21 protein-coding genes are annotated in these 20,667 nt (G+C 54.3%); 15 read left to right on the top strand and 6 right to left on the bottom strand.

Going from position 1 to position 20,667, the window contains the following annotated elements:
- Nucleotides 1-24: 24 nt before the first annotated feature.
- The 10 genes from folC to hisP all read left to right on the top strand — a co-directional run bounded on the left by folC (nucleotide 25) and on the right by hisP (nucleotide 9,368).
- Nucleotides 25-1,293 carry a bifunctional tetrahydrofolate synthase/dihydrofolate synthase gene (gene folC, locus GKAS_RS05515; protein ID WP_035892520.1) on the top strand — a complete coding sequence of 423 codons (1,269 nt, stop codon included), beginning with the start codon at nucleotides 25-27 and terminating at the stop codon, nucleotides 1,291-1,293.
- On the top strand, nucleotides 1,283-1,966 hold the full coding sequence (gene dedD, locus GKAS_RS05510) for a cell division protein DedD (RefSeq protein ID WP_035892530.1): 684 nt from the start codon (nucleotides 1,283-1,285) through the stop codon (nucleotides 1,964-1,966). The genes folC and dedD overlap by 11 nt, the downstream gene beginning before the upstream one ends.
- A gap of 196 nt (nucleotides 1,967-2,162) precedes the next feature.
- On the top strand, nucleotides 2,163-2,651 hold the full coding sequence (gene cvpA, locus GKAS_RS05505; protein WP_035892519.1) for a colicin V production protein: 489 nt from the start codon (nucleotides 2,163-2,165) through the stop codon (nucleotides 2,649-2,651).
- Between the two features lie 33 nt (nucleotides 2,652-2,684).
- Nucleotides 2,685-4,202 (top strand): amidophosphoribosyltransferase, encoded by a 1,518-nt coding sequence (purF, locus tag GKAS_RS05500; protein WP_035892518.1) that lies wholly within the window; start codon nucleotides 2,685-2,687, stop codon nucleotides 4,200-4,202.
- A gap of 272 nt (nucleotides 4,203-4,474) precedes the next feature.
- Nucleotides 4,475-5,044 (top strand): UbiX family flavin prenyltransferase, encoded by a 570-nt coding sequence (locus tag GKAS_RS05495; protein ID WP_035892517.1) that lies wholly within the window; start codon nucleotides 4,475-4,477, stop codon nucleotides 5,042-5,044.
- A 291-nt stretch (nucleotides 5,045-5,335) separates the two neighbouring features.
- The gene (gene argT / locus GKAS_RS05490) at nucleotides 5,336-6,118 is read left to right on the top strand and encodes a lysine/arginine/ornithine ABC transporter substrate-binding protein ArgT (RefSeq protein ID WP_035892516.1); all 783 of its coding nucleotides are present in this window, start codon (nucleotides 5,336-5,338) and stop codon (nucleotides 6,116-6,118) included.
- 222 nt (nucleotides 6,119-6,340) lie between these two features.
- Entirely contained in the window at nucleotides 6,341-7,123 is a 783-nt protein-coding gene (hisJ, locus tag GKAS_RS05485; RefSeq protein WP_035892515.1) for a histidine ABC transporter substrate-binding protein HisJ, read from the top strand.
- A 64-nt stretch (nucleotides 7,124-7,187) separates the two neighbouring features.
- Nucleotides 7,188-7,874 carry a histidine ABC transporter permease HisQ gene (locus tag GKAS_RS05480; protein WP_035892513.1) on the top strand — a complete coding sequence of 229 codons (687 nt, stop codon included), beginning with the start codon at nucleotides 7,188-7,190 and terminating at the stop codon, nucleotides 7,872-7,874.
- The gene (locus GKAS_RS05475; RefSeq protein ID WP_035892511.1) at nucleotides 7,871-8,587 is read left to right on the top strand and encodes an ABC transporter permease; all 717 of its coding nucleotides are present in this window, start codon (nucleotides 7,871-7,873) and stop codon (nucleotides 8,585-8,587) included. Before GKAS_RS05480 ends, GKAS_RS05475 begins: the two co-directional genes overlap by 4 nt.
- 7 nt (nucleotides 8,588-8,594) lie before the next feature.
- Nucleotides 8,595-9,368, top strand: a complete 774-nt coding sequence (gene hisP, locus GKAS_RS05470; RefSeq protein ID WP_035892510.1) for a histidine ABC transporter ATP-binding protein HisP — start codon at nucleotides 8,595-8,597, stop codon at nucleotides 9,366-9,368.
- A gap of 13 nt (nucleotides 9,369-9,381) precedes the next feature.
- Here the strand turns inward: hisP and GKAS_RS05465 are convergent, their stop codons facing one another.
- From GKAS_RS05465 to GKAS_RS05450, 4 genes are all read right to left on the bottom strand, one after another.
- Nucleotides 9,382-9,894 (bottom strand): GNAT family N-acetyltransferase, encoded by a 513-nt coding sequence (locus GKAS_RS05465; RefSeq protein ID WP_035892508.1) that lies wholly within the window; start codon nucleotides 9,892-9,894, stop codon nucleotides 9,382-9,384.
- Between the two features lie 110 nt (nucleotides 9,895-10,004).
- Nucleotides 10,005-10,901 carry a TIGR01777 family oxidoreductase gene (locus GKAS_RS05460; protein ID WP_035892507.1) on the bottom strand — a complete coding sequence of 299 codons (897 nt, stop codon included), beginning with the start codon at nucleotides 10,899-10,901 and terminating at the stop codon, nucleotides 10,005-10,007.
- A 21-nt stretch (nucleotides 10,902-10,922) separates the two neighbouring features.
- Nucleotides 10,923-11,285 carry a dihydroneopterin triphosphate 2'-epimerase gene (gene folX, locus GKAS_RS05455; protein ID WP_035892505.1) on the bottom strand — a complete coding sequence of 121 codons (363 nt, stop codon included), beginning with the start codon at nucleotides 11,283-11,285 and terminating at the stop codon, nucleotides 10,923-10,925.
- Nucleotides 11,286-11,339: 54 nt separating this feature from the next.
- A complete protein-coding gene (locus GKAS_RS05450) occupies nucleotides 11,340-12,248 on the bottom strand; it encodes a LysR family transcriptional regulator (RefSeq protein ID WP_035892503.1) in 909 nt (302 codons plus the stop codon).
- A 103-nt stretch (nucleotides 12,249-12,351) separates the two neighbouring features.
- Here GKAS_RS05450 and GKAS_RS05445 point away from each other — a divergent pair, with 103 nt between their 5' ends.
- From GKAS_RS05445 to GKAS_RS05425, 5 genes are all read left to right on the top strand, one after another.
- Nucleotides 12,352-13,770 (top strand): aldehyde dehydrogenase family protein, encoded by a 1,419-nt coding sequence (locus tag GKAS_RS05445; RefSeq protein ID WP_035892502.1) that lies wholly within the window; start codon nucleotides 12,352-12,354, stop codon nucleotides 13,768-13,770.
- 125 nt (nucleotides 13,771-13,895) lie between these two features.
- Nucleotides 13,896-14,540 (top strand): glutathione transferase, encoded by a 645-nt coding sequence (gene yfcF, locus GKAS_RS05440; RefSeq protein WP_035892500.1) that lies wholly within the window; start codon nucleotides 13,896-13,898, stop codon nucleotides 14,538-14,540.
- A 55-nt stretch (nucleotides 14,541-14,595) separates the two neighbouring features.
- On the top strand, nucleotides 14,596-15,147 hold the full coding sequence (gene yfcE, locus GKAS_RS05435) for a phosphodiesterase (protein WP_035892499.1): 552 nt from the start codon (nucleotides 14,596-14,598) through the stop codon (nucleotides 15,145-15,147).
- A gap of 56 nt (nucleotides 15,148-15,203) precedes the next feature.
- Complete coding sequence (yfcD, locus tag GKAS_RS05430; protein WP_035892498.1) at nucleotides 15,204-15,749, top strand: NUDIX hydrolase YfcD; 546 nt, start codon at nucleotides 15,204-15,206, stop codon at nucleotides 15,747-15,749.
- Nucleotides 15,750-16,151: 402 nt separating this feature from the next.
- Complete coding sequence (locus GKAS_RS05425; protein WP_035892497.1) at nucleotides 16,152-16,877, top strand: carbohydrate binding domain-containing protein; 726 nt, start codon at nucleotides 16,152-16,154, stop codon at nucleotides 16,875-16,877.
- A gap of 63 nt (nucleotides 16,878-16,940) precedes the next feature.
- Here GKAS_RS05425 and pta read toward each other — a convergent pair whose 3' ends face one another.
- Nucleotides 16,941-19,088 carry a phosphate acetyltransferase gene (gene pta / locus GKAS_RS05420; RefSeq protein ID WP_035892496.1) on the bottom strand — a complete coding sequence of 716 codons (2,148 nt, stop codon included), beginning with the start codon at nucleotides 19,086-19,088 and terminating at the stop codon, nucleotides 16,941-16,943.
- 76 nt (nucleotides 19,089-19,164) lie between these two features.
- Nucleotides 19,165-20,367 (bottom strand): acetate kinase, encoded by a 1,203-nt coding sequence (gene ackA / locus GKAS_RS05415; RefSeq protein ID WP_035892493.1) that lies wholly within the window; start codon nucleotides 20,365-20,367, stop codon nucleotides 19,165-19,167.
- Nucleotides 20,368-20,667 lie beyond the last annotated feature (300 nt).

The raw sequence follows: 20,667 nt of genomic DNA, 5'->3' as shown, positions 1-20,667 counted from the left end.
ACCGCTGTTGGAAGTTGCGACACCATGGACAAACATCTTATTCCTCAGGCCACGTCGCCCCTGGCTACGTGGCTTTCTTATCTGGAAAATCTTCACTCCAAAACTATCGATCTCGGCCTGGCGCGCGTAAGTCAGGTGGGCGGGAATCTGGACGTGCTGAAGCCAGCGCCGTTTGTCTTTACCGTTGCGGGTACGAACGGCAAGGGCACCACCTGCCGCACGCTGGAAACTATCCTGATGGCGGCGGGCTACAAGGTGGGGGTTTATAGCTCCCCACATCTGGTTCGCTACACCGAACGCGTGCGTGTGCAGGGCGCTGAACTGCCAGAAAGCGCACACACCGCCTCGTTTGCGGCGATAGAAGCGGCGCGTGGCGAAACATCGCTGACCTATTTTGAGTACGGTACGCTTTCAGCGCTGTGGCTGTTTAAGCAGGCTGCGCTGGATGTGGTGATTCTGGAAGTGGGTCTGGGCGGGCGCCTGGATGCCACTAACATTGTGGATGCCGACGTTTCTGTCGTCACCAGCATCGCGCTGGACCACACCGACTGGCTGGGGCCGGACCGTGAAAGCATTGGCCGCGAAAAAGCGGGCGTGTTCCGCGCTCATCGACCTGCGGTAGTCGGAGAGCCGGATATGCCGCACACCATTGCCGATGTGGCTCGCGAAAAAGGCGCGCAGCTGCTGCAGCGTGACGTTGACTGGCGCTATAGCGTTGAAGGTGATAGCTGGACCTTCAGCGACGCGCAGGGCGAACTGCGTAACCTGCCGCTGCCAAACGTGCCGCAGCCTAACGCCGCCACGGCGCTTGCCGCGCTGCGTGCCAGCGGGCTAAAGGTGAGCGAGGAGGTTATTCGCGAAGGTATTGCCAGCGCGATTCTTCCTGGCCGTTTCCAGACCATCCAGCTTGAGCCGCGGGTGATTCTTGACGTGGCGCATAACCCGCACGCCGCGGCCTATCTTGCTGGGCGTCTCAAATCATTGCCGAAAACCGGGCGAGTGCTGGCGGTTATTGGTATGCTGCATGATAAGGACATCGCCGGTACGCTGGCGTGTCTGCAAGACGTTGTGGATAGCTGGTACTGCGCGCCGCTTGAAGGGCCGCGCGGTGCGACGGCGGAACAGCTGTGCGAACATTTGCGCGCTGGTGCCATTTATAGCAATGTGGCACAGGCGTGGCATGCGGCCATGGCTGATGCAGCGCCTGAAGATACGGTGCTGGTGTGTGGTTCGTTCCACACGGTAGCGCATGTGATGGAAGTGTTGGACGCGGGGAGTGCCGGTGGCAAGTAAGTTTCAAAACCGTCTCGTCGGGACGATTGTATTAGTCGCGCTGGGGGTCATTGTGCTGCCAGGGCTGCTTGACGGGCAAAAAAAGCATTATCAGGATGAGTTTGCAGCCATCCCGCTGGTGCCGAAACCGGGCGATCGCGATGAGCCAGATATGCTGCCGACGGCGACGCAGGCGCTGCCTGCTCAACCGCCTGAAGGCGCGGCTGAAGAAGTGAGGGCAGGAGATGCCGCTGCGCCGTCGCTGGATTCCAGCCGTCTGTCAGTTAGCGGCAACGGCGAGCTCGAGCAGATACCGCCTGCGGCTGAACTGCCAAAGCCTAAACCGGTAGAAAAACCGAAGCCGCAGCCAAAACCGCAGCCAGTGACTGAACAGGTTGCGGCAACGACGCCACCTCCGAAAGCCGCGCCGGAAGAGAAACCGGCGCCGGTAGGCAAAGCGTATGTGGTACAGCTTGGTGCATTGAAGAATGCGGATAAAGTGAACGAAATAGTGGCAAGTCTGCGCGGTGCGGGTTATCACGCCTACACGTCGCCTTCGACGCCCGTTCAGGGTAAAATCACCCGTATTCTGGTTGGCCCGGACGCCTCGAAAGATAAGCTGAAAGGCTCACTTGGTGAGTTGAAGCAGCTGTCGGGGCTGAGTGGCGTAGTGATGGGATATACGCCGAACTAAGGCGTAGGTTTTCTCCCTCACCCCTGAGGGGCGAGGCCTGAACAACGCCAAAAGCCACCCAAAAACGATGGCGTTGAATATTTTTTCAGCGCCATTTTTTATTTACGCCGGGGAAGGAAATCCCTACGCAAACGTTTTCTTTTTCTGTTAGAATGCGCCCGAACTGGATGACAGGGCGTAAAATCGTGGGACGTATATGGTCTGGATTGATTACGCCATTATCGCGGTGCTGGGCTTATCCTGCTTGGTAAGCCTCATCCGCGGCTTTGTTCGTGAAGCATTATCGTTGGTGACATGGGGCTGTGCCTTCTACGTTGCCAGCCATTACTACACTGACCTGTCTGTCTGGTTTACGGGCTTTGAGGACGAACGGGTTCGAAATGGGATTGCTATTGCGGCGCTGTTCATCGCGACGCTCATCGTCGGCGCTATCGTCAACTTTGTGATAGGTCAGCTGGTGGAGAAAACCGGTCTGTCGGGTACAGACAGGGTATTGGGGATCTGCTTCGGCGCGCTACGTGGGGTGCTGATCATCGCCGCTATCTTGTTCTTCCTTGACACCTTTACCGGAATGTCCAAAAGCGATGACTGGCAGCATTCGCAGTTTATTCCCTATTTCTCGCCGGTTATCAGATGGTTTTTTGAATACCTTCAAAGCTCGTCAAGTTTCTTGCCCAAAGTATAAGCTTTGGGTCGTTGCTTAACGAGGAAAAGACGTATGTGCGGTATTGTCGGTATCGCCGGTGTCATGCCGGTTAACCAGTCGATTTATGATGCGCTAACGGTGCTGCAGCACCGTGGACAGGATGCCGCTGGCATCATCACCATTGATGCCAACAACTGCTTCCGCTTGCGTAAAGCGAACGGTCTGGTGAGCGATGTCTTTGAAGCCCGCCACATGCAGCGTATGCAGGGCAACATGGGTATTGGCCACGTGCGTTACCCAACGGCGGGCAGCTCCAGCGCGTCTGAAGCCCAGCCTTTTTACGTCAACTCCCCGTACGGTATTACGCTTGCGCATAACGGCAACCTGACCAATGCGCACGAGTTACGTCAAAAGCTGTTTGAAGAAAAACGCCGTCACATTAACACCACCTCCGATTCTGAAATCCTGCTCAATATCTTTGCAAGCGAGCTGGATAACTTCCGTCACTATCCTCTGGAAGCGGACAACATCTTCGCCGCCATCGCCGCTACCAACCGCCAGATTCGCGGTGCGTATGCATGCGTAGCGATGATTATCGGCCACGGCATGGTCGCTTTCCGTGACCCTAACGGTATTCGTCCACTGGTGTTGGGCAAGCGCGATATCGGCGACGGTCGCACCGAATACATGGTGGCTTCCGAAAGCGTGGCGCTGGACACCCTCGGCTTCGAATTCCTGCGCGACGTTGCGCCGGGCGAGGCGGTTTACATTACCGAAAATGGCCAGCTGTTCACCCGTCAGTGCGCTGACAACCCGGTGAGCAACCCGTGCCTGTTCGAATACGTCTACTTCGCGCGTCCGGACTCCTTTATCGACAAGATTTCCGTCTACAGCGCCCGTGTGAACATGGGGACCAAGCTTGGCGAGAAGATTGCGCGTGAATGGGAAGACCTCGATATCGACGTAGTGATTCCGATTCCGGAGACCTCCTGCGATATCGCGCTGGAAATTGCCCGTATTCTCGGCAAACCATACCGCCAGGGCTTTGTGAAAAACCGCTACGTGGGCCGTACTTTTATCATGCCGGGCCAGCAGCTGCGTCGTAAGTCCGTTCGCCGTAAGCTCAATGCTAACCGCGCTGAGTTCCGCGATAAGAACGTGCTGCTGGTGGATGACTCCATCGTGCGCGGGACCACCTCTGAGCAGATTATCGAGATGGCTCGTGAAGCTGGCGCGAAGAAAGTTTATCTGGCTTCCGCCGCGCCGGAAATTCGTTTCCCGAACGTCTACGGTATCGACATGCCAACCGCCACCGAGCTGATCGCTCACGGGCGTGAAGTGGATGAGATTCGCCAGATAATCGGCGCTGACGGGCTTATCTTCCAGGATTTGGACGATTTGATTGACGCGGTACGCGCGGAGAACCCGGATATTCAGCAGTTCGAATGCTCGGTGTTCAACGGTGTGTACGTGACCAAAGACGTCGACCAGAGCTATCTTGATTTCCTCGACTCTCTGCGTAACGACGACGCGAAAGCGGTGCAGTTGCAGAATGAAGTGGAAAATTTAGAGATGCATAACGAAGGGTAAATGTTCGGGGATTTTCCCCGCATTACTTTCGCTCGGCCGGGCTACGTGGGGTGCGTAGCCCGGCCGAAGCGTTTTTACGCCTCGTCTACCCAAATCCGTATTTAGCCTTCGCCACGGTTGGCCCGGCTAAATCACGGGATAAAGGTTAACGTCTGCTTCTCCACCGCCGTCTGGCGATTATCAAAGCTGATGGCCGATAGCGACGCATTACGGTTGCGTCTGGCGCTGTAATCCGGCAAAGTTTGCCCCATTATGGCTACAGGGCGGTTCGTGTGAAACGACTCATCATTGGTATTTCCGGCGCAAGCGGCGCTATTTACGGCGTACGGCTGCTGCAGGTGCTGCAAACGGTAGCGGATGTCGAAACGCATCTGGTGATGAGCCAGGCGGCGCGGCAAACACTGGCACTGGAGACGGATTTTTCGCTGCGCGACGTTCAGGCGCTGGCGGATGTGGTGCACGATGCGCGCGATATTGCCGCGAGCATCTCTTCCGGGTCGTTCAAAACCGCGGGTATGGTTATCCTGCCGTGCTCGATAAAAACGCTCTCCGGTATTGTAAACAGCTACACCGATGGCCTGCTGACTCGTGCTGCCGACGTGGTGCTGAAAGAGCGTCGTCCGCTGGTGCTGTGCGTGCGCGAAACGCCGCTGCATCTGGGCCATCTGCGCCTGATGACCCAAGCGGCGGAGATCGGTGCGGTGATCATGCCGCCGGTCCCGGCGTTTTATCATCGTCCGCAAACGCTGGACGACGTGATTAACCAGACCGTTAGCCGCGTGCTCGATCTTTTCGATATCGAACTCCCAGAAGATCTCTTTACCCGCTGGACCGGTGCATAGTTCTGCGCCCATGTTGTGCACAATGTCGATTTCGCCCTGTTTCAGGGCAATTCTGTAACACCGATCAAATCCTCGATATTTAATTATCCCGTTTGCACTTTTGTGCTCGATTTATACGTAGCGGCTGATATCTTTCCTGATGATCACCTCTTGTTATCTTTTTATTAACATATTTAACATTGTTTATTTTGCAGGGTTAAAGATGGCACGGAAGATGCAGAGTAGGTCTTGCAGACACAACACAACATAACTATTAGCAGTTAACGACATCACGGTTTAATAGGGGAACGTATGAAAAAGACGGTTCTGGCTCTCTCATTGCTGCTGGGTCTCAGCAGCGCCTCCAGCGTATTTGCCGCACTGCCACAGAGCATTCGCATCGGCACCGATGCCACCTACGCGCCGTTCTCATCGAAAGATGCCAAAGGCGATTTTGTTGGCTTTGATATCGATCTGGGCAACGAAATGTGTAAACGCGCCAGCATCAAGTGTACCTGGGTTGGCAGCGATTTTGACGCGCTGATCCCGTCACTGAAGGCGAAGAAAATTGACGCGATCATCTCTTCGTTGTCGATCACCGAGAAACGCCAGCAGGAGATTGCCTTCTCCAACAAGTTGTACGCTGCGGACTCCCGCCTGATTGCCGCTAAAGGCTCCCCGATTAAACCGACGCTGGACGGGCTGAAGGGCAAGCACATCGGCGTGCTTCAGGGTTCAACTCAGGAAGCCTACGCCAATGAAAACTGGCGTAGCAAAGGCGTGGACGTGGTGGCGTATCAAAACCAGGACCTGATCTACGCCGATCTGGCTGCAGGCCGTCTGGACGCGGCATTGCAGGATGAAGTGGCTGCAAGCGAAGGCTTCCTGAAACAGCCTGCTGGTAAAGATTTTGAGTTTGCTGGCCCGTCGGTTAAAGATAAAAAATTCTTTGGCGACGGCACTGGCGTTGGGCTGCGTAAAGATGACGTGGAGCTGAAGGCGGCATTTGATAAAGCGTTAGCTGAACTGCGTGCCGATGGCACCTACGACAAGATGGCGAAGAAGTATTTTAACTTTAACGTCTACGGCGACTAATAGGCCGTATGTATCATCATGGTGCATGAATGTTGCTCTGCACCATGATGGTGCGTTTTTTGTTCGAAAGTTGCGCGAGGTTGCATAATTAAGCATTTTTAATGAGAAAAAAGCCAGGCTGAAGGGCAGAATGCTTTGCCTTGAAGGGCCGAAAGATGGCACGATAACCGCTCAGATTATTTCTAAAAAACACACAAAAATCACAGCTTGTAGAGGATGATTATGAAAAAACTGGCGTTGTCTTTTTCTCTGGTATTAGCGCTTGCTTCTGCATCAAGCGCATTTGCAGCAATCCCGCAAAAAGTGCGTATCGGTACCGACCCTACGTATGCACCGTTCGAATCAAAGAATGCACAGGGTGAATTAGTGGGTTTCGACATTGATCTGGCAAAAGAGCTGTGTAAGCGCATCCAGGCACAATGTACCTTCGTGGAAAACCCGCTGGACGCCCTGATCCCCTCGCTGAAAGCGAAGAAAATCGATGCCATCATGTCATCGCTGTCGATCACTGAAAAACGCCAGCAGGAAATCGCCTTTACCGACAAACTCTACGCCGCAGACTCTCGTCTGGTGGTGAAAAAGGGTTCCCCAATTACGCCTGACCTCGCCACGCTGAAAGGCAAGCGCGTGGGCGTACTGCAGGGTACCACTCAGGAAACGTACGGTAACGAACACTGGGCGCCGAAAGGTATTGAAATTGTCTCCTACCAGGGACAGGACAATATCTACTCTGACCTGACCGCTGGTCGTATTGACGCAGCATTCCAGGATGAAGTGGCGGCGAGTGAAGGTTTCCTGAAACAGCCTATCGGTAAAGACTATCAGTTCGGCGGCCCGTCGATTAAAGACGTGAAGCTGTTTGGGGTCGGTACCGGTATGGGTCTGCGTAAAGACGACACCGAGCTGTTAAACGCGCTGAACAAAGCGTTTGCTGATATGCGTGCCGACGGCACCTACGACAAGCTGGCGAAGAAGTACTTCGATTTTAACGTATACGGCGAGTAATCATCACGAGTAACCCATCGTTTCGCACGCACGAAACGATGGGCGTAAAGACAGGACTGGCAGCATGCTGTACGGGTTTTCACAGGTAATTTTTCAGGGCGCCCTTGTCACCCTTGAGCTGGCAATCAGCTCAGTGGTTCTGGCCGTGCTTATTGGGCTGGTCGGCGCGGGAGCGAAGCTCTCCCGAAATCGCGTGCTGGCGTTAATTTTTGAAGGCTACACCACGCTGATTCGTGGCGTGCCAGACTTGGTGCTGATGCTGCTGATTTTCTACGGTCTGCAGATGGCGCTCAACGTGCTGACCGACGCGCTCGGGCTGGCGCAGTTTGATATCGACCCGATGATCGCCGGTATCATTACCCTGGGCTTTATCTATGGGGCCTATTTCACCGAGACCTTTCGCGGCGCGTTTATGGCGGTGCCGAGAGGGCATATTGAAGCCGCGACGGCCTTTGGCTTTACCGGTGCGCAAACCTTCCGCCGTATTCTGTTCCCCGCCATGATGCGCTATGCGCTGCCGGGCATTGGTAACAACTGGCAGGTTATTCTTAAAGCGACCGCGTTGGTCTCGCTGCTGGGGCTGGAAGACGTGGTGAAAGCCACCCAACTTGCCGGGAAAAGCACCTGGGAGCCGTTCTACTTCGCCATCGTCTGTGGCTTGATTTATCTGCTGTTCACTACCGTTTCCAATGGCGTGTTGCTGCTGCTCGAACGCCGCTACTCCGTGGGCGTCAAGAGGGCTGACCTGTGATTGAGATCATTCAGGAGTATTGGAAATCGCTGCTGTGGACCGATGGTTATCGCTTCACCGGCGTGGCGATTACGCTGTGGCTGCTGGTGCTGTCGGTGGTGATGGGCGGCGTAATGGCGCTGTTCCTGGCGATTGCACGCGTCTCCAGCAATAAATACATCAAGTTTCCGGTGTGGCTGTTTACCTATATTTTCCGCGGTACGCCGCTCTACGTGCAGCTGCTGGTGTTTTACTCCGGTATGTACACGCTCGAAATTGTGAAAGGCACCGAGCTGCTCAACGCGTTCTTCCGCAGCGGCCTCAACTGTACGGTGCTGGCGCTGACGCTCAATACCTGCGCTTACACCACCGAAATTTTTGCCGGGGCGATTCGCTCGGTACCGGCAGGAGAAGTGGAAGCGGCTCGCGCTTACGGCTTTTCGTCGTTTAAGCTTTATCGCTGCATCATTCTGCCGTCGGCTCTGCGCATTGCGCTGCCGGCCTACAGCAATGAGGTTATCCTGATGCTGCACTCGACGGCGCTGGCGTTTACCGCCACCGTGCCCGACCTGCTCAAGATTGCGCGCGATATCAACTCGGCAACCTATCAACCCTTTACCGCCTTCGGCATTGCGGCGGTGCTTTATTTGGTCATCTCTTATGTGCTGATTAGCCTGTTCCGCAAAGCGGAAAAGCGCTGGTTACAGCACATGAAACCGTCTTCTACGCACTGAGAATATGATGTCTGATAAAAAACTAAACGTAATCGACCTGCACAAACGCTATGGCGAGCACGAGGTGCTGAAGGGCGTATCGCTGAAGGCGAACGCCGGGGATGTGATAAGCATCATCGGCTCTTCCGGTTCCGGCAAGAGTACCTTTTTGCGCTGCATTAACTTCCTTGAGAAGCCAAGCGAAGGCACCATTATTGTTAACGGCGAGAACATTGGTCTGGTGCGCGATAACGACGGCCAGCTGAAGGTGGCGGATAAAAACCAGCTCCGTCTGCTGCGCACGCGCCTGACGATGGTGTTTCAGCACTTCAACCTGTGGAGCCATATGACGGTGCTGGAAAACGTCATGGAAGCGCCGATTCAGGTGCTTGGCTTGAGTAAACAGGAAGCGCGCGTACGCGCGGTGAAGTACCTTGCAAAAGTGGGTATCGACGAGCGCCAACAGAGTAAATACCCGGTGCACTTGTCCGGCGGTCAGCAGCAGCGTGTTTCTATCGCCCGTGCGCTGGCGATGGAGCCGGAAGTGCTGCTGTTTGATGAACCGACTTCAGCGCTTGACCCAGAACTGGTGGGTGAAGTGCTGCGCATTATGCAGCAGCTGGCGGAAGAGGGGAAAACCATGGTGGTGGTGACCCATGAAATGGGCTTTGCTCGTCACGTTTCCTCGCACGTGATTTTCCTGCATCAGGGCAAAATTGAGGAAGAAGGCAATCCGGAAGAGGTGTTTGGTCATCCAAAAAGCCCACGCTTGCAGCAGTTCCTGAGCGGTGCGCTCAAGTAAGTCTTAATCGCCCTCACGCGTGCGTGGGGGCATTTTCCCGCCGATAGACCCAATCATCGTAATCTTTGCCGTTCAGCCGATAGGCTTTTGTAAGCACCTGCGTGCGGATAAAACCGTGCTTTTCCAGTAGCCTTGCCGAACCTTGATTATCGCCTAGCACCCAGGCATTGATGGCCCATAGGCCAAGCTGCTGAAAGCCATAATCGCATATTGCACCGAGCGCCTCGCTGGCAAACCCTTTACCTTGCGCTTCTGTGAGTAGCGCGTAGCCGACATCCGCCTCATGGGGATTTTTACTGCTGATCTGCAGCCCTATATCGCCAAGCGGTGTACCGTTTTCATCACGGATAACAAAGATTGCGGGGGAGTTGCAGCGTCGGGTAAAAATTGCACGTATCGCCGCTTCGTCCAGCACTTCCCCCATAAACTGCATCACCGCATGGTTTTGTCGCAGCTGAAGAAAGAAGGGCCAATCGCCTTCGTTAAAGGGGGAAAGCCGTAGCCGCAGGGTGGTGAGGATTGCCATTTTCCTATGCCATTAAGCCAAATCTGAAGCCGTACTTTAGCATCGGCGGCGAGGGAGTGGTACGGAATATATAAGGTGATAGACACATGCTATCACCGTTTCGAGGAGTATTAATGGGCGAGAATATCGCCCAGCGCTTCGTCTAAATCGTACCAGCGAAACGCGAACCCGGCGGCTTCCAGCCGTTTGGGGAGCGCGCGCTGACCGCCCAGCACCAGCACCGAAGATTCGCCCATCAGCAGGCGGATAACGGTAGCGGGAACGCGAAGAATCGCCGGGCGATTTAGCGCCTGACCAAGGGCATGAGAAAACTGTTCGTTGTGCACCGGGTAAGGTGAAACCATGTTGAAAGGCCCGCGTAAATCGTTATCCAGCAGCCACAGAATACCGTTGACCATATCGTCGATATGGATCCACGCCAGATACTGCCTGCCGTTGCCGATAGGGCCGCCGAGGCCGAGCTTAAACGGCGGCAACATTTTGCCAAGAATCCCGCCTTTTGGCGCCAGCACCACCCCGGTACGCAGCAGGCATACTCGGGTGCGGTCGCTCTGCGCTGTGCAGGCAATTTGCTCCCAGCGCGCGCATAGCTTATGGGTAAATTCGTTATGCGGCGGCTCTTCTTCCGTCACCACGACTTCACCAAGGTCACCGTAATAGCCGGTGGCCGATCCAGAAATCAGTACCGAAGGAGGGGTTGTGCTCGCCTGGATCAAATCGCTAATCCGCTGGGTGATACCCCAGCGGCTGTCGCACAGTTTCTGCTTTTGCTGCGCCGTCCAGCGCTTGTCGGCGATAGGTTCACCGGCAAGATTGATAACGGCGTCAATGCCGTCGAGCGATGAGATATTCTGTAGCCCTGACCAAAGCTCAACGCGCGGGTCGAGCGTCTGGCGGGCTTTCTCCGGCGAGCGGGTCACGACGCAAACCGTATGCCCAAGCGTCAGTAAACGCGGAACTAAATGGCGGCCAATCAACCCGGTGCCGCCGGTAATCAGAATTTTCATGCCACCTCCCGAAGGGAGCGCTTAGCGTTGCCAGCTCAGGGTAATGGATACCGAATCGGCGTAGCGCAGCGCGTGAACTTTATCGACTTCCACTTCAGCATAAGTGACCCAGTGATGTTCGCGTGCGATATCGAGCACATCCTGAGTTAATTTTTCCAGCAAAGAGAAACGGTTATTCTCAACGTGACGAATTATGCTTTTGGTGATGGTGCGGTAGTTCAGCGCATCGTTAATGTCTTCGCTATTGCGTGATTTGTCCGCCGGGTAGCGAATCTCAAGATTGATAACCACGTCCTGGCGGTTGGCAATCTCCTCTTCCTTAATGCCGATAAACGTACGCAGGCGTAAATTTTTGATGCGAATGATGGCGTCAGACTGAGACATTGCAGGTGTTCTCCGTAATTTTTGTTTTCCTCTACATCATACACTAAAGCATCTTCAGCGCGGCAGCGTCTGGCGCGCGTTCAGTTCGTGCGCCAGTTCAATAAATGCGCGGAGAGCGGGAAGCACGTGCCGGTGCCCCGGATAATAAAGGCGCAGGCCACCAAAGGTTGGGCACCACTCATCCAGCACGCTGATAAGTTTGCCGCTGCGGAGTTCGTCCTGAATAAACCATTCCGAAATAAACGCCAGTCCCAGCCCGGCGAGCGCAGCGCGGTGGATGGCCTGCATTTCGCTGACGATTATCCGCGGAGGAATATTCACGGTAAATTTTTGCTGATGGTACTCAAGCTCCCAGTGGTAAACGCCACCGTGGGACATGCGCATGCCGATGCTCTGATGCTGCTGGAGGTCGTCAGGCGAACGTGGCGTACCGTGGCGCGCGAAGTAGTCCGGCGAACCCACAATCAGCATGCGTGCATCGGGCGTCAGGGCGACGGCAATCATATCCTGCGGGACGGACTCGGCGAGACGGATGCCCGCGTCAAACCCTTCTGACACGATGTCGATAAGTCGTGATTCGGTGGTGATATCAAGTCGCATCTGCGGGTAGCGTTGCAGATAAGTTTCAAACAGCCGGAATAGCAGCGACACGCATTCGCGCGGGGCGTTGATGCGCAGCGTCCCCATTGGGTTTCCCGGCTCTGCGGCAATCTCCTCGGCGGCGCGCTGAATTTCCGCCAGCGCGGGAGCAATACGTGAAACATAGCGCTGACCCTGTTCCGTCAGCGCGACGCTGCGGGTCGTACGGTTGAAAAGCCGGACGTTAAGCCGCGACTCCAACCCGGCGACGGCATTGCTGACGGCAGTCGCCGACATGCCTAACTCGCGCGCGGCGGCGCGGAAGCTTTGTCTGCGGGCGACGGCAAGGACAATTTCCAGTTCGGTAAGGCCGCTACGATGCATGATTATCCCGATTTTCGTGACAGGTCGTCCATATTATACCCTCTTATCGCAATGATGCGCCGTTCCTATACTGTGAAACATCCAAGGCGTAGAGAACCGAATCATGTTGCACATCGACAAAATTTATATCAACGGCGAGTTTGTTACCCCACACGGCAGCGAGCTTTTTGACCTGTTCAACCCCGCGACCGAAGCGGTTATTGGCCAGGTTCGTCTGGCGGATGAAGACGATACTCGGCGTGCCATTGTGGCGGCGAAAGACGCTTTTCCGGCCTGGTCGCGGACGACTCGTGAAGAGCGCATTGCGGTGCTGGAGAGAATGTACCTGGCCGTACGGGCACGAGAAGCGGACCTGCTGGAAGCGCTTATTACCGAGTACGGCGCGCCATCGGCCCGCGCAAACTGGATGGCGGCCTGGCCGGCCCAGACGATTCGCTGTGCCATCGATGCACTGAAACAATTTAGCTTTGAAGAGCGGGTAGGGCGCGCAACAGTGGTAATGACCCCGGTCGGGGTGGCCGGTCTGATTACCCCGTGGAACAGCGATGCCGGTTTTATCTGCAGCAAGCTGGCGACCGCGATGGCTTCTGGCTGCACTGCGGTTATCAAACCGAGTGAAATGAGTGCCTGGCAGACGCAAATTATTACCGAAGCGCTGCATGCCGCCCGGATTCCGGCGGGTGTGTTTAACATTGTCACCGGGCGGGGTGAGGTGGTGGGAGAAACCATCAATCACCATCCCGACATCGCCAAAATCTCCTTTACCGGCTCGACTGTGGTAGGCAAACACATCGTGGAAAGCGGTGCCCGTACGCTCAAACGCGTCACGCTGGAACTTGGCGGTAAATCGCCTACGGTTATCCTCGATGATGCGGACGTGAAAACGGCGGTGCATCTGGCGCTGGAGGCCGGGTTTATGAATAGCGGGCAGGCGTGCATTGCCGGGACGCGTATTCTGGTGCCTGCCTCACGTCAGGCGGAGTTTGAACACGCGTTTGTCGACGCTATTACCGCGTTCACCGCTGGCGACCCGAGAGACAGCCAGACGGTGATTGGCCCGATGGTCAGCCAGAAACAGTGGCTGCGCGTGCAGGGCTATATTCAGCTCGGCCAGCAAGAAGGCGCGCGAATTCTGGCCGGTGGTGAAGGGCGAATTGCGGGCAAGGAAACCGGCTGGTTCGTGAGGCCTACCATTTTTACCGACGTGAATAACCAGATGCGAATCGCCCGCGAGGAGATCTTTGGGCCGGTGCTGGTGTTGATCCCCTATCGTGACGAGGCTGAAGCGCTGGCGATTGCCAACGATACCGACTACGGCCTTAACGCCATGGTACTGAGCGGCTCACGCGAACGTGGTGAAGCGCTGGCGTTGCAGATTGAGTCAGGTCGCGTGATGGTCAACACGCTTGAGCATGAGCCGCTGGCGCCGTTTGGTGGCGTTAAGCAATCGGGGCTAGGTCGTGAGATGGGTAAATGGGGAATGCAGGCCTATCTGGAGCCGAAAACGCTGGTCGTGGGGTGATTGCAAAATCCTCATGTTGCGGGCAAGTGACATAGTCTGTCAGACAGGCTATGTTGGCTATTATGTTGGATGGGCGCGTCCTGCGCCCATCGTTCGTGCATCTCTTGCCTGTGATTGAGGACGCTATGAGCCAGCCTGTGATAACGCTTTGGTCTGATTCTGATTTTTTCTCGCCTTACGTGATGTCCGTCTATGTCGCCCTGCAGGAAAAAGGGCTGCCGTTTACCCTCAAAACCGTCAACCTTGGTCTGGGTGAACACCTTCAGCCGGGTTGGCGAGGCTATTCAGCGACCCGTCGCGTTCCCTTGCTGGATGTTGATGGTTTTGAGCTGAGCGAATCGTCCGCCATTACCGAATATCTTGATGAACGATTCGCGCCGCCGGAGTGGGAGCGTCTCTACCCTCACGACCTCCAAAAACGCGCCCGTGCGCGCCAGATTCAGGCATGGCTTCGCAGTGACCTGATGCCCATCCGCGAAGAACGATCCACGGCGGTCATTTTCGCCGGAGAGAAAAAAGCACCTTTGACTGAAGCAGGACGCAAAAGCGCGGCTAAACTGTTTGACACCGCCAGTGTATTACTCGCTGATGACCGCCCAAACTTGTTTGGCGAATGGTGTATTGCCGATACCGACCTGGCGCTAATGCTTAATCGCTTGATACTGAACGGTGACGATGTGCCGGATAGACTGGCAGACTACGCGACATTCCAGTGGCAGCGGGCCTCCGTGCAGCGTTATGTTGCACTCTCGGCCAAACGGGCAGGCTGAAAAAAGTGTGAAAATCCATTATGATGGCAAGGTTATCATTGTGGGGATTTGATTAATGAAACTGATGTTTGCATCGGATATTCATGGTTCGTTACCGGCCACGGAACGGGTACTGGCGCGCTTTGCTGAGAGCGGTGCGCGCTGGTTGGTTATTCTGGGCGATGTGCTCAATCACGGGCCGCGTAACGCGCTGCCGGATGGTTACGCCCCGGCCCAGGTTGCCGAGCGACTGAACACGGTCGCTGACCGCATTATCGCGGTTCGCGGTAACTGCGATAGCGAAGTCGACCAGATGCTGTTGACGTTTCCTATCACCGCCCCCTGGCAACAGGTGCTCACTGAAACACAGCGCCTGTTTTTGACCCACGGGCATCTTTATCACCCTGACAATCATCCGCCGCTGGCGGCTGGCGATGTATTGGTTTATGGCCATACACACCTGCCAGTCGCAGAAAAACGAGGCGACATATTCTTATTTAATCCTGGTTCGGTTAGCATTCCTAAAGGCGGTTTTGCCGCGAGCTTCGGGATGCTTGACGAGGGTAAGCTGCAAGTTTTCGCACTCAATGATCAACAGGTTATTGCAGAGGTTGCCATTAACCCGTAAGTTACCCATCAATCATAAAACGCGCCGTAAGAGCGCTTTCAATTTAAGGTTTACGGATGGTCGAGCAGAATCATTTGGCAAGCACGGAATGGGTCGATATTGTCAACGAAGACAATGAGGTCATCGCGCAAGCGAGCCGTGAACAGATGCGCGCACAGTGTCTGCGTCACAGGGCAACCTACATCGTCGTTCACGACGGTATGGGGAAAATTCTGGTGCAGCGCCGTACGGAGACGAAAGACTATCAGCCAGGTATGCTGGACGCCACCGCTGGGGGTGTTGTTCAGGCTGATGAACCGCTGCTGGAGTCCGCTCGCCGCGAAGCGGAAGAAGAGTTAGGTATTGCTGGCGTGCCGTTTGCCGATCACGGGCAGTTCTACTTTGAAGATAAGAACTGTCGCGTCTGGGGAAGCCTGTTCAGCTGCGTTTCTCACGGGCCGTTTGCGCTACAGGAAGAAGAGGTGAGCGAAGTTCGCTGGATGACGCCGGAAGAGATCACCGCGCGCTGCGATGAGTTTACTGATGATTCTCTGAAGGCGTTGGCGCTGTGGATGACCCGCAATGCCAATAACGAAGCCCACGCTGAAGAAGAAGCGGAATAAGCGCGACCAAAAGACAGATACAAAAAATCCGGAGCGGCTTCCCGTCTCCGGATTTTTTTTGCCTTTGAACCGCCTGCGAACGGGCGGAATAAGTATTGGTGCTGCTGCTATGAAGTCTGGATCGCGGTCATGACTGCCACGAAAATTATCTCAGCTATTTTTGCACAAAAAAACACTATCCACTGTCTCATCTTTAATTTTCTGACTGATGACCTTACCACCCATACCAAGGGATAGTTATTATCGGATATCATATTTCCATCAACAGAAATTATCCCCCTGATATCTGTCGTTGGTGGTGCATAAATATATATCACATTATTGTTTTTGATATGACTCAGCAATGCCCGTCCGTCTATTGTTTTCTGGCACTAATGCAAAACTATTTCTGGAGAAAACAATATGATTATTAGCACTGATTTAATTGTGAACGGCGATTTCGAAAATACGACTGATAAAGTATGGGTTCTTTCTGGTTCGTCTCAGATTGAATATGAAGGTGATGCAGAAAATCATTACTGTGAGATCAACTCTACTGCATCAATTATGCAAACCATTACCTTAAAACCGAATACTAAGTATCAGGTACAAGTGGATTGCCGCGGCAATGCCACCGGAACGCTTTCGCTAGTGACGCTGGGGCTCTATCCAGTGACGCTGGGTGAGTGGAAAATTAATACGGCAAAAAATGCGGAATGGCATACAGAAACTTATTCATTTACCACACAGGATTTCGAAGGTGGTGCACGCCTGCATATTCAGGTGCCGTGGAATTCGGCTGGTGCGCCAGTTGATGTTGATAATGTTAAATTGCTGGAAACCGAATTCGAGTGCCATGCTCCGCAATGGGTTGATTTAGTTGACCAGGCCGATGGTACAGAGATTTTTGAGTTCCAGTCTCGCTCTGATGTGAATACCCAACACTATCAACTATATCGTGATGGTGTAATGATCATGGATTATCCGCAGGTAGAATCAGATGTTATCTATGATACCGATAAAATGGGTATTAATAGTGTGTTTATTCTAAAAGCAATTGATGATAACAGTGGTGAAAGCTACGTCGTCTTTGAAGGTACGGAAAAAGATCTGTATGAGAGCGGCGTTATTGAGGTTGATGATATCTAATATCTTCATGTAAATAAAAAGCCCCGCGCAGAAATGCACGGGGCTTTTTTTACAACGGTAAGATTAGTGCTGTTGCTGTGAAGACTGGATCGCGGTCAGAGCGATGGTGTAGACGATATCGTCTACTAGCGCACCACGAGACAGGTCGTTCACCGGCTTGCGCATACCCTGCAGCATCGGCCCGATGGAGATCAGGTCGGCAGAACGCTGTACCGCTTTGTAGGTGGTGTTACCGGTGTTCAGATCCGGGAAGATGAACACGGTAGCGCGACCTGCAACCGGAGAGTTCGGCGCTTTGGATTTCGCAACGTCAGCCATTACCGCAGCATCGTACTGCAGCGGGCCGTCGATCATCAGGTCAGGACGTTTTTCCTGTGCCAGACGAGTCGCTTCACGTACTTTCTCTACGTCGCTACCTGCACCAGAGGTACCGGTGGAGTAGGAGAGCATCGCAACGCGCGGTTCGATACCGAAGGCAATCGCGGATTCAGCGGACTGAATAGCGATTTCTGCCAGCTGTTCTGCGGTTGGATCCGGGTTGATTGCGCAGTCGCCGTAAACGTAAACCTGTTCTGGCAGCAGCATGAAGAACACGGAAGACACCAGAGAGCTGCCCGGTGCAGTTTTGATAAGCTGCAGCGGCGGACGAATGGTGTTCGCAGTCGTGTGGACCGCACCGGAAACCAGACCGTCAACGTCGTCTTGTTCCAGCATCAGGGTACCGAGAACCACGTTGTCTTCCAGCTGTTCGCGGGCAACGGTTTCGGTCATACCTTTGTTCTTACGCAGTTCGACCAGGCGAGCAACGTAGCTTTCGCGAACCACTTCTGGGTCAACGATTTCAACGCCAGCGCCCAGTTCAACGCCCTGAGACGCTGCAACACGGGTGATCTCGTCTGGGTTACCCAGCAGCACGCAGGTTGCAATACCGCGTTCAGCACAGATAGCAGCCGCTTTAACGGTACGTGGTTCGTCGCCTTCCGGCAGAACAACGCGTTTGCCTGCTTTACGTGCCAGCTCGGTCAGCTGGTAGCGGAACGCTGGTGGAGACAGGCGACGGCTGTGTTCAGAGGTCGCAGTCAGGGAATCGATCCACTCTGGATTGATAAAGTTTGCTACGTATTCCTGAACTTTCTCGATGCGCTCGCGGTCATCAACTGGAACTTCCAGGTTGAAGCTCTGCAGGCTCAGAGAGGTCTGCCAGGTGTTGGTGTTCACCATGAATACCGGCAGGCCGGTTTCGAATGCACGTTCGCACAGTTTAGTGATGCGCGCGTCCATTTCGTAGCCGCCGGTCAGCAGCAGGGCACCGATTTCCACGCCGTTCATGGCGGCGAGGCACGCTGCAACCAGAACGTCAGGACGGTCTGCGGAAGTCACCAGCAGGGAACCTGCACGGAAGTGCTCCAGCATGTGCGGGATGCTGCGTGCGCAGAAGGTGACGGATTTCACGCGGCGAGTATTGATGTCGCCTTCGTTGATCACGGTCGCATTCAGGTGACGTGCCATATCGATAGCACGAGTCGCGATCAGGTCAAAGCTCCATGGTACCGCGCCGAGAACAGGCAGGGTGCTGGTGGTTTTCAGCTGATCGGCATCGATTTTAACCACTTTCGCTTTGGAAGAGTCGTCGAAGATCTCGGACAGATCCGGGCGAGTACGGCCCTGTTCATCAACCGGTGCGTTCAGTTTGTTAACGATAACGCCGGTGATGTTGGTATTTTTCGCGCCACCGAAGCTGTTGCGAGTCAGTTCAATGCGCTCGTTCAGCTGTTCTGGGGTATCGGTACCCTGAGACATGACGAAGACGATTTCTGCGTTCAGCGTTTTCGCGATTTCGTAGTTCAGAGACTGAGCAAACTGATGCTTACGGGTTGGGACCAGGCCTTCAACCAGAACCACTTCAGCATCTTTGGTGTTAGCGTGGTAGTTAGCGATGATCTCTTCCATCAGCACATCTTTCTGATTGCTGGAGAGCAGGGCTTCTACGTGGCTCATCTTCAGCGGTTCAGCTGCTGTGGTGGTAGATGAGTTAGCGCGAACGATAGTGGTCGTCTGGTCAGGTGCATCGCCACCGGTGCGCGGCTGAGCGATTGGCTTAAAGACGCTCAGACGAACGCCTTTGCGTTCCATAGCACGGATAACGCCAAGGCTGACGCTGGTCAGGCCGACGCTGGTTCCGGTAGGGATCAGCATAATAATACGGGACACGGTTTATCCTCTTTCGTTACCGCCAGTTTCAGGCGGGATACAAAACAGCACCGCCAGCTAGGCTGGCGGTGTGATATTAGGCAGTCAGACGGCTCGCGTCTTGTGCGATGACCAGTTCTTCGTTGGTCGGGATAACGATGGCAGGACGGGTGCCTTCTTTGTTGATGAAGCCAGACTTGCCGAAACGGGCAGCCAGGTTACGTTCGTGATCAACTTCGAAGCCCAGAACGCCCAGTTTGCCCAGGGACAGTTCGCGAACCATTGCGGCGTTTTCACCGATACCACCGGTGAAGATAACCGCGTCCAGACGACCTTCCATCAGTGCAGTGTAAGAACCGATGTATTTCGCCAGACGGTGGCAGTAAACGTCCATTGCACGTTTAGCGTCAGCTTTTTCTTTGTAGTTGTCTTCTACATAACGACAGTCGCTGGTCACTTCGGTCAGACCCAGCAGGCCGGACTCTTTGGTCAGCATCTTGTTGATCTGGTCGATGCTCATGCCCAGAGTGTCATGCAGGTGGAAAATGATTGCCGGGTCGATGTCGCCAGAGCGAGTACCCATGACCAGGCCTTCCAGCGGGGTCAGACCCATGGAGGTATCAACGCATTTACCGTTACGAATAGCAGATACAGAACCGCCGTTGCCCAGGTGGCAAGTGATGATGTTCACTTCTTCAACCGGCTTGTTCAGTACTTTAGCGGCTTCCTGAGTCACATAGAAGTGGCTGGTGCCGTGTGCGCCGTAGCGACGAACGCCGTGCTCTTTGTACAGGCTGTACGGCAGAGCATAAAGGTAAGATTCTTCCGGCATGGTCTGATGGAACGCGGTGTCGAACACAGCAACGTTCTTGTCTTTCAGGTTAGGGAAGGATTTCAGCGCTTCAGCGATACCGATCAGGTGAGCCGGGTTGTGCAGCGGTGCGAAGGACGCAGAGTCTTTGATACCCTGGATAACGGAATCGTCGATCACAACGGAGCTGGTGTACTTCTCGCCGCCGTGTACGATACGGTGGCCGATTGCGGTCAGCTGAGCGGACAGTTCTGGTTTTTGTGCCAGAATAGTATTAACGATGAAGTTCAGCGCTTCACTGTGAGCGGCGCCTGCACCTAAAGCGGCCTCTTGTTTACCGCCATCCATTTTCCACTTGATACGTGCTTCTGGAAGATGGAAACATTCGGCTAAACCAGAGAGGTATTCTTCACCGTTCACTGCATCAATGATGGCAAATTTCAGGGAGGAGCTACCGCAGTTCAGAACCAGTACTAACTTACTCGACATGGAAGTACCTATTTATGATACGTGGCTAAAAAAACGTCAAAGAGTCATAAGCGTAGCGCAGGATGACATCGACATTTATGATTAACATCATGCCCAGAACACTTTTCAGGCATGATCTAAGAAATACATATTGATTCTAAGTCATTTTGCATAATTTTCCGCCAATGGCAGAATATGCGATAATTTGATATGCCGGAGCGTATAGGATCGCGCTATCTCAGGCTGGCACAGGATACCCGATTGCAGGGTGTATGCCAAAATTTTTTGAACGATGTCATACTCAGTTGTTGTTTTAAAAAA

This window comes from Kluyvera ascorbata ATCC 33433 (genome assembly GCF_000735365.1).
In the GTDB taxonomy this organism is placed as follows: domain Bacteria; phylum Pseudomonadota; class Gammaproteobacteria; order Enterobacterales; family Enterobacteriaceae; genus Kluyvera; species Kluyvera ascorbata.
This window is presented reverse-complemented; position numbering and strand designations above follow the sequence as displayed.